This is a genomic window from Microbacterium sp. H6 (assembly GCF_003314775.1).
GTDB classification, from domain to species: Bacteria; Actinomycetota; Actinomycetes; order Actinomycetales; family Microbacteriaceae; genus Microbacterium; species Microbacterium oxydans.
The window spans coordinates 1,238-8,698 of the sequence record NZ_QOAY01000221.1; the positions used below are offsets into that span (position 1 = coordinate 1,238).

The window sequence follows — 7,461 nt, forward strand, 5'->3', positions numbered from 1 at the left end:
CGGATCAGGATGATCGCCACCACCCCGAGCAGGACGCCGACGAGGATCGAGCCGATGGCATCCCAGGCGGCGACGCCCGTGATCTGGTGGAGGAGGATCGCGCCGCCGGCGAGCACGAGTCCGATGAGTGCGGCGGAGTCCTCGAAGAACACGGCGCGCAGTGTGGTGTCGCTCGTCTCCAGCACGAAGTCCCAGGTCGACGAGCCGCGCTCCTTCGCGAGGCGGCGGGATTTCACCATCGCCTGCGTGAACGATGCGCCCTCGAGCACGAACGAGACACCCAGCACGATGTACGCCACGGTCGGGCTCTCGACAGGGCCGGTGTCGGACAGTTCCTGAATGCCGTGCATGATCGACACGATCGAACCGGCGGTGAAGATCCCGAATGCAGCGATCAGCGACCACACGAAGGCGTTGCGACCGTAGCCGAGCGGATGCCGCGCATCCTTGGCCTTCGCCCCGCGGCGGTCGGCGATGAGGAGGAACACCTCGTTCCCCGCGTCCGCCCACGAGTGCGCCGCCTCGGCCACCATCGACGCCGACGAGGTGATGATCGCGGCGACGGTCTTCGCGATCGCGACGAGGATGTTGGCCAGGAAGGCGAGGATCACAGTCACGCGGTCAGGCTACTCCCGCCCCGTGGCTCACAGTCTCCGCAGGACTCTCTCAGCGTGGAGCCTTGACGGGGAGCAGGAGCAGGAAGCCGGCGATCAGCACGACCACGATGCCCAGGATTCCGTAGGCGGTCTGGCTCGTCAGCACGATCAGCACGGTCCAGGCGCCTGACGCCATCCAGCTCGCCGCGCGCCCGGTCGTGGCGTAGAGACCAAAGATCTCGCCCTCGCGTCCGGCCGGCGTCACTCTGGCGAGGAAGGATCGGGCGGCAGCCTGGGCGGGGCCCACGAAGGCGCACAGGATCAGACCGCCGACCCAGAACACCATCACGCCGGCGTCACGGAGGAAGAACACGGCGAGACCCGCGACGATCATCGACCCGATCGAGGCGAGGATGATCCGCTTCGGTCCGAGCCGGTCGTCCAGCCGGCCGGCGGCGATGGTCGAGATGCCGGCGATCAGGTTCGCGGCGATGCCGAAGATGATGATGTCCTGCGCGCCGAACTTGAACACCGCGGTGCCGATGATGGCGCCGAACGCGAAGACGCCTCCCAGCCCGTCACGGAAGACCGCGCTCGCCAGCAGATACCAGAAGGTGGGCCGCGTCTCCTCGTTGCGGTAGAGACCTGCGACGTCCTTCACCAGCAGCGGATACGAGGCGAAGAAGCCGACCTTGCGCTCCGGACGGCCGAGTGACGGCTCCGGCACGTTCAGGAAGATCGGGATGCTGAAGATGATCGCCCAGACGGCGCATCCGACGGCGATCAGCCGGTAGGCCAGCCCGTTGTCGGTCGACATGCCGAACCAGTCGAAGGTGTCGAGCACGACCACGATCACGAGCGCGATGATGCCGCCGAGGTAGCCGAAGCCCCAGCCGAGGCCGGAGATGCGACCGACGTTCTTCGGGTTCGCGATGCCGATGAGCATCGCATTGGAGTTCACCGCCGCGATCTCCTGGAACACCGTCGCGGCCGAGATCAGGGCGACGCCCAGCCAGAACAGGCTCGGCATCGGCTCGACGAACCAGAGGCCGAGCATGCACAGGATCAGCGCGCCGGTGCCGATCCCGAGCCAGAGCTTCTGACGCCCCGCCGCATCCGCGCGTTGGCCGAGGACGGGCGCGAGCAGCAGGATGCCGAAGGCCGCGATCGTCGAGCCCAGACCGAGACCGGACGCGAGGTCTGCCTCCGCGGCGAGCCGGACCGGATCGTCCACGTCGAGCGACGCGACCTCGGGCGGGAGGAAGCCCTCGCCCACGAGATAGAGCGCCGTGAACACGAACGTGAGGATGACGATGTTGAACGGCTGCGTCGCCCAGTCCCACAGCGCCCACGAGTAGACCTGCTTCTTCGGGGCGGGCGTCTCGCCGCGCAGGTCCAGGCCGACGACGGCCACGGCGCCGCTGTTCGCAGTCGCCACGGGCTCGGGCACGGCGCTGTGCCCCTCGGTTTCGCTCATTCTCGAAGTCTGGCGGTGCCGGGTGAACGCCTGGTGACGGCGCGCCGCGCGGTGCGGCGCGGAAACGTGGTGGTGGGGCTCGTCAGAGGGCCGGCCCGCGGCGGATGCGGACCGGACCACGGGCCTCGTCGATCCGGACGGCCTCCCCCTTCTGCGTCACGACGATCTCTCCGCTCTCCGCCAGGGCCGCGGCCACGCGTCGGACGTCGGGCATCCGTGAACGCCAGGACTCCCCGCCGATGGCGCGGGCCACGTCGCTCGGACAGATCGATGACTCCGAGCGCTTGCGGGTGAGGGTTCGGATGGTGGCGGCGATCCGATCGTCCGCGGCTTCCGGCTCTGGGTCCTCCCACCATGGGGCTCCGCGCTCGCCGAGTGCGGTCTTGGCGTCGTGCACCCGGCGACGGGCATCGTCGTCCGAGGTCTTCACCGCTCGCCGCGCGGCCATGAGCTCATCCACCAGTTCCTGTCGCAGCGTGTCGGGGATCGACGGATCGCTCGCACGCCAGCGTCGCCCGTTCACGACGATGTGGTGCCCGTCCGCTGTGCGCTCGGGACCGGACTCCGTCGCGGAAGACTCCTCGCTGCTCATGCGGGCAGCCTGCCCCTGTCGGGCCGCGTCCTCCATCCCCTTGACGCAGGGGCCGCGCCTCAGTCCGTCCGCAGTGGACGCAGCGTGCGGGCGTAGTCCTCCTTCAGCACGGCGAGGTGCAGCCAGGCCTCGATGCGCGTCACTCCGGGCAGCGCACGCAGGCGTTCCAGGCTGGCGTAGAGCGCGCCGGCCGAAGGCTCGACCAGAGTGGCGACCGCGTCGAAGCGGCCGAGCGTGCGCGCGGCGAAGTCCACCCCACGGCCGCGACGCAGCTCGTCGATCACGGCGTCGTCGTCGTCTCCGAGGGTCATGCCCACCCCCATCGACAACTGCCGGTGCGCGAGTCCGCGCGCCTCGACCGCGCTGATCTTGATCACGCCGGCATCGATCAGCCGCTGCACCCTGGTCGCGACGGCCGAGGGGGAGAGGCGCACCTCTTCGCCGAGCGCGCGGAAGCTCTTGCGCCCGTCGGCCTGCAGCTGCTCGATCAGCGCCTCGTCGATCGCGTCGAGGGTGACGCCGCCGTGATACTCCGACACGAAGAAGCCCTTGATCACGGTCGAATAGATGATCGTGCTGATGTCGAGCACCCCGTCGATCGCTCGGATCAGGGCCAGCAGGTCGTGCAGCTCCGACATCGACCCCACGCGCACTTCGGTGACCACGTCGTGCGCGCCGCCGACCGCCGACACCAGCACGGTCTCGCTCATGTCGCGCAGGTGCTCCGCCACGAGCTCGACCGATCCATCGGTGCGGATCGAGACGTGGGCGAGGACGTGCTGGCCGAGGAACACGGGGTCGACGGCGGCGACGACACGCACGGTGCGGTCGGCGAGCATCGTGCGCAGTCGCGCGGCGACAGCGGCTCTGGACTGCCCGAGCCGCTCGGCGAGGGAGAGGATGCTCGCCCGGCCGTCTTCCTGCAGCGCGCGGATGAGTTCGGCGTCGAAATCCATGGTTCCGCCCATTTCGTCAGTTTCCTGCGATCGCACGCTTCGCCGTGCGTAAGTTCAGTGTAGGAGAGGTGATCGCCGTCGGGAAGGCGCGCATTGCACAGATGCGCGATCATATATCCAGTGAATCCCCGTTATCGCTGGAGTTCTGCCCTTGCTGACGGGCCCGCACCTCCGTAGCATCCTTCGCTATCCGACATCTTCCGCAAAGGAGCGGGCACCCCCATGACCACTACCCCCACCAGCGGCACCCACAGCCGGGCGCGCCGCGCCGGCATCGCCGCCTTCGTCGGTACCACCATCGAGTGGTACGACTTCTACGTCTACGCCACCGCCGCGGCGCTCGTCTTCGGTCCACTGTTCTTCCCGAGCGGAGACCGGCTGGCCGAGACCGCAGCCGCCTTCGCGACCTTCGCGGTCGCCTTCCTCGTCCGGCCCCTCGGTGGCATCATCTTCGGTCACATCGGCGACAAGCTCGGCCGACGCACGTCGCTTGTCATCACGCTGCTGATGATGGGCGCGGCCACGGTGCTCGTGGGCTGCCTGCCCACCTACGAGAACATCGGCATCCTCGCCCCGATCCTCCTGATCCTGCTCCGTGCGGTGCAGGGCCTCGCGGTCGGCGGCGAGTGGGGTGGCGCGGTGCTCATGAGCGTCGAGCACGCCCCCGAGAAGTCGAAGACCTTCTACGGCGGCTTCACGCAGCTCGGCAACCCGGCCGGCGCGCTGCTGGCATCGGGCATCTTCGCGATCATGACCCGGATGGGCGACGACTTCATCATCAACGGTGGCTGGCGCATCCCGTTCCTGCTGTCGATCGTGCTGGTCGGCGTCGGCTTCTGGGTCCGTTATCGCGTCGAGGAGACCCCGGTCTTCGAGGCGAAGGTCGAGGGCCGCAAGCAGTCGATGCCGCTGGCCTTCGCGCTGCGCACCAACTGGCGCCCGATCCTGCTCGGCATCGGCATCCTGCCCATCTCGACCGGCGGTTACTACCTGGCCACCACCTTCGCCACGGCCTATGCCACCGGCGACACGGTCGCGATCAGCGAGCAGGTCATCCTCGATGCCATGACGATCGCCTCCTTCGTGGAGTTCGTCGTGACCCTCCCTGTCGCCTGGCTGGGCGACAAGTGGGGGCGGAAGAACGTCATGTACATCGGTCTGATCACCTCGGTGCTCACCTTCGTGCCGTTCCTGCTGATCCTGCCCGGACGCATCGAACCGCTCATCTTCCTGTTCGCCTCGCTGGTGCGCATCGCGATGAGCGCCACCTACGCACCGATCGCCGCCCTGCTCTCGCAGATGTTCCGCCCGCAGGCCCGCTACACCTCGATCGCCCTCTCCTACGGTGTCGGCGCAGCGGTCTGGGCCGGATTCTCGCCGTGGTTCGCGACGCAGCTGATCGCCTGGACGGGCAGCATCTGGTCGGTGATCGCGATGTTCATCGGCATGGCCCTCATCGCCGGAATCTGCACCCGCCTCGCGCCGCAGCACTCCGACGAGGCTCCCGTCACCGCCTCCTTCACCGCGCGTACGGACACCACGGCGAACCGGCTGCCCTGACCGGCGCCGCCACCTCCGCCTCCCGTACGCCACGACCGCGAACAGGTTCCCCATGAGAAAGCTCACCCCCTTCGACCGCTCGGCTCAGACGGCTCCCCTCCTCCTGACCGCGCACGCCATCCATACCGCGGATGACGACGCCACCACGGCGACGGCGATGTTGACCGATCGCGGGCGCATCCTCGCGATCGGTACCCCCGCCGAGTGCGAGGCGGCGGCGGAGGGGGTGGGCCTCTCGCCCGAGCGCATCGATCTCGGCGACGCCGTGATCGTCCCCGGCTTCGTCGACGCGCACGCGCATCCGCTCATGTTCGGGCAGATGATGAGCTGGGTCGACTGCGGCCCCGAGAAGGCGGGCAGCATCCCCGAGATCGCGGCGCTGCTGAAGGCGGCGGCCGCCGAGCTTCCCGAGGGGCGCCCGGTGCGCGGCTACGGCTACGAGCAGCGCAACCTCGCCGAGAAGCGCCACCCCACCCGGTTCGAGCTCGACGAGGTCGCCGCCGACCGCGAGGTCTACCTCATGAACGCCTCGGGTCACGGCGGTGTGGTGAACTCGTACACGCTCGCCATCAACGATGTCGACAGGGACACCCCGAACCCCGACGGCGGAGAGTTCTTCCGCGACGCGGACGGCGAGCTCACCGGGGAGCTGTCGGATGCGGCCTGCAACATCCTCACCGGCGTCCACGGGGTGAAGATCGGCCACCACGGTCCGAACTTCCACCTGGCGGACGAGCCGGAGGAGCACCTGCGCCAACTCGACGCGGCGACGCAGCGGTTCCTGGCCGGGGGAGTGACCTCGATCGGCGACGCCCAGGTCACCCGTCGCGAGTTCGACATGTACCTGCGCCTCGCCGAGGCCGGGCGCCTGGAACTGCGCGTGTCGATGTACCTGCTGTCGCACCTGCTCGACGAGGCGCTCGAGATGGGTCTCGTCGGACAGTTCGGCAACGCGCACCTCAGCTTCGCCGGCATCAAGTTCTACGCCGACGGCACGCTGGGCGGCTGGACCGCATACTTCCCTGACGGCTACGTGGGCGATCCCTGCCGCACTGGCCAGCTGTACCACGAGCCCGCCGAGTACGAGGGGCTCATCCGCAAAGCGCACGCCGCGGGGTTGCAGACCGCGACACACGCGCAGTCGCCCACCGCGATCGAGATGGTCGTGTCCGCGATCGAGGCCGCGCTCGCCGAGCACCCCGATCCCGACGCCCGTCACCGCATCGAGCACTGCGGCCTGCCGACTCCCGAGCAGATCGACCGGATGGCCGCCTCCGGCATCCGTCCGGTCAACCAGACCCAGCACTACTTCAACTGGGGCGAAGGTGTGGAGGAGGCCATCGGCACTCCGGGCGAGCGCTTCAACCCGCTGGGCGAGTTCGAGCGCGCGGGCGTGCCGTTCACGATCTCGTCCGATGCCCCGGTCGCCGAGCCCATCCCGCTCGAAGCCATCCAGACGGCCGTGACCCGAGTCACGCGCCGGGGGCACAAGCTCGGGCCGGACGACCTGCGCGTCTCGGCGCTCGCAGCTCTGCGCGCACACACGATCGAAGGTGCCGTGTCGATCGGCCGCGAAGACGATCTGGGGTCGCTCGAAGTCGGCAAGTACGCCGACTTCGCGGTGCTCTCCGGCGATCCGCTGGCCGTTCCCGCCGAGGAGATCTCGGCGATCACGGTGCGCGAGACGTGGGTCGACGGCGTCCGTCGTCACCGAGTGTGAGGATGATCCGATGAGCAGCGACACCACAGCGGCAGAGCAGTACGCCGACACCGCCGGGCGGGCCGTGCTGGAGACGATCCGCGCGTACGGGGTCACCGCGATCTTCGGCATCCCCGGCACCCACAACCTCGAGCTCTACCGCCCGCTCGCCGACCTCGGCATCCGCGCGGTGACGAACCGTCACGAGCAGGGCTCCGGCTACGGTGCCGACGGGTGGGCCCAGCAGACCGGCCTCCCCGGAGTGGTCATCACGACTTCAGGCCCCGGTCTGCAGAACGCCATGAGCGCGATCGGCACGGCGTTCTGCGAGTCCCGTCCGCTCATCGTCCTCTCGCCGGGGGTGCCCCTCGGGGCGGAGTTCGCCGACGTGGGCACCCTGCACGAGACGAAGGATGCCACGGCCATGGTCGGCGCGATCGCAGAGTGGTCGCGCCGCGTGACGAGCGCCGCCGAAGCGGTCGAGGCCGTGCACGACGCGTTCACCCTGTTCCGCACCGGGCGTCCTCGTCCGGTGCACATCGAGATCCCGCTCGATGTGCTGGAGGCTCCGGCCGACGTCC

At 69.0% G+C, this 7,461-nt stretch carries 6 protein-coding genes and 1 pseudogene; 3 read left to right on the forward strand and 4 right to left on the reverse strand.

The window, feature by feature from the left end; translation table 11 throughout:
• The 4 genes and pseudogenes from DSP71_RS14405 to DSP71_RS14420 form a co-directional block, all read right to left on the reverse strand.
• Positions 1 to 617 (reverse strand): annotated as a pseudogene (locus DSP71_RS14405) (cation diffusion facilitator family transporter); the annotation flags it as partial.
• Positions 618 to 666: 49 nt separating this feature from the next.
• Complete coding sequence (locus tag DSP71_RS14410) at positions 667 to 2,073, reverse strand: MFS transporter (RefSeq protein WP_113681435.1); 1,407 nt, start codon at positions 2,071 to 2,073, stop codon at positions 667 to 669.
• An 82-nt stretch (positions 2,074 to 2,155) separates the two neighbouring features.
• Complete coding sequence (locus DSP71_RS14415; protein WP_058630811.1) at positions 2,156 to 2,665, reverse strand: DUF3253 domain-containing protein; 510 nt, start codon at positions 2,663 to 2,665, stop codon at positions 2,156 to 2,158.
• A gap of 59 nt (positions 2,666 to 2,724) precedes the next feature.
• Positions 2,725 to 3,633, reverse strand: a complete 909-nt coding sequence (locus DSP71_RS14420; protein ID WP_227750885.1) for an Lrp/AsnC family transcriptional regulator — start codon at positions 3,631 to 3,633, stop codon at positions 2,725 to 2,727.
• 210 nt (positions 3,634 to 3,843) lie between these two features.
• Between DSP71_RS14420 and DSP71_RS14425 the strand changes: the two genes are divergently transcribed.
• The 3 genes from DSP71_RS14425 to DSP71_RS14435 form a co-directional block, all read left to right on the forward strand.
• On the forward strand, positions 3,844 to 5,181 hold the full coding sequence (locus tag DSP71_RS14425) for an MFS transporter (RefSeq protein WP_113681436.1): 1,338 nt from the start codon (positions 3,844 to 3,846) through the stop codon (positions 5,179 to 5,181).
• Between the two features lie 52 nt (positions 5,182 to 5,233).
• Positions 5,234 to 6,901: an amidohydrolase gene (locus tag DSP71_RS14430; RefSeq protein ID WP_113681437.1), complete on the forward strand. Its 1,668-nt coding sequence runs from the start codon at positions 5,234 to 5,236 to the stop codon at positions 6,899 to 6,901.
• Between the two features lie 10 nt (positions 6,902 to 6,911).
• Positions 6,912 to 7,461 (forward strand): thiamine pyrophosphate-binding protein (locus DSP71_RS14435; RefSeq protein WP_258546459.1); only part of this gene is annotated, 550 nt, incomplete at its 3' end.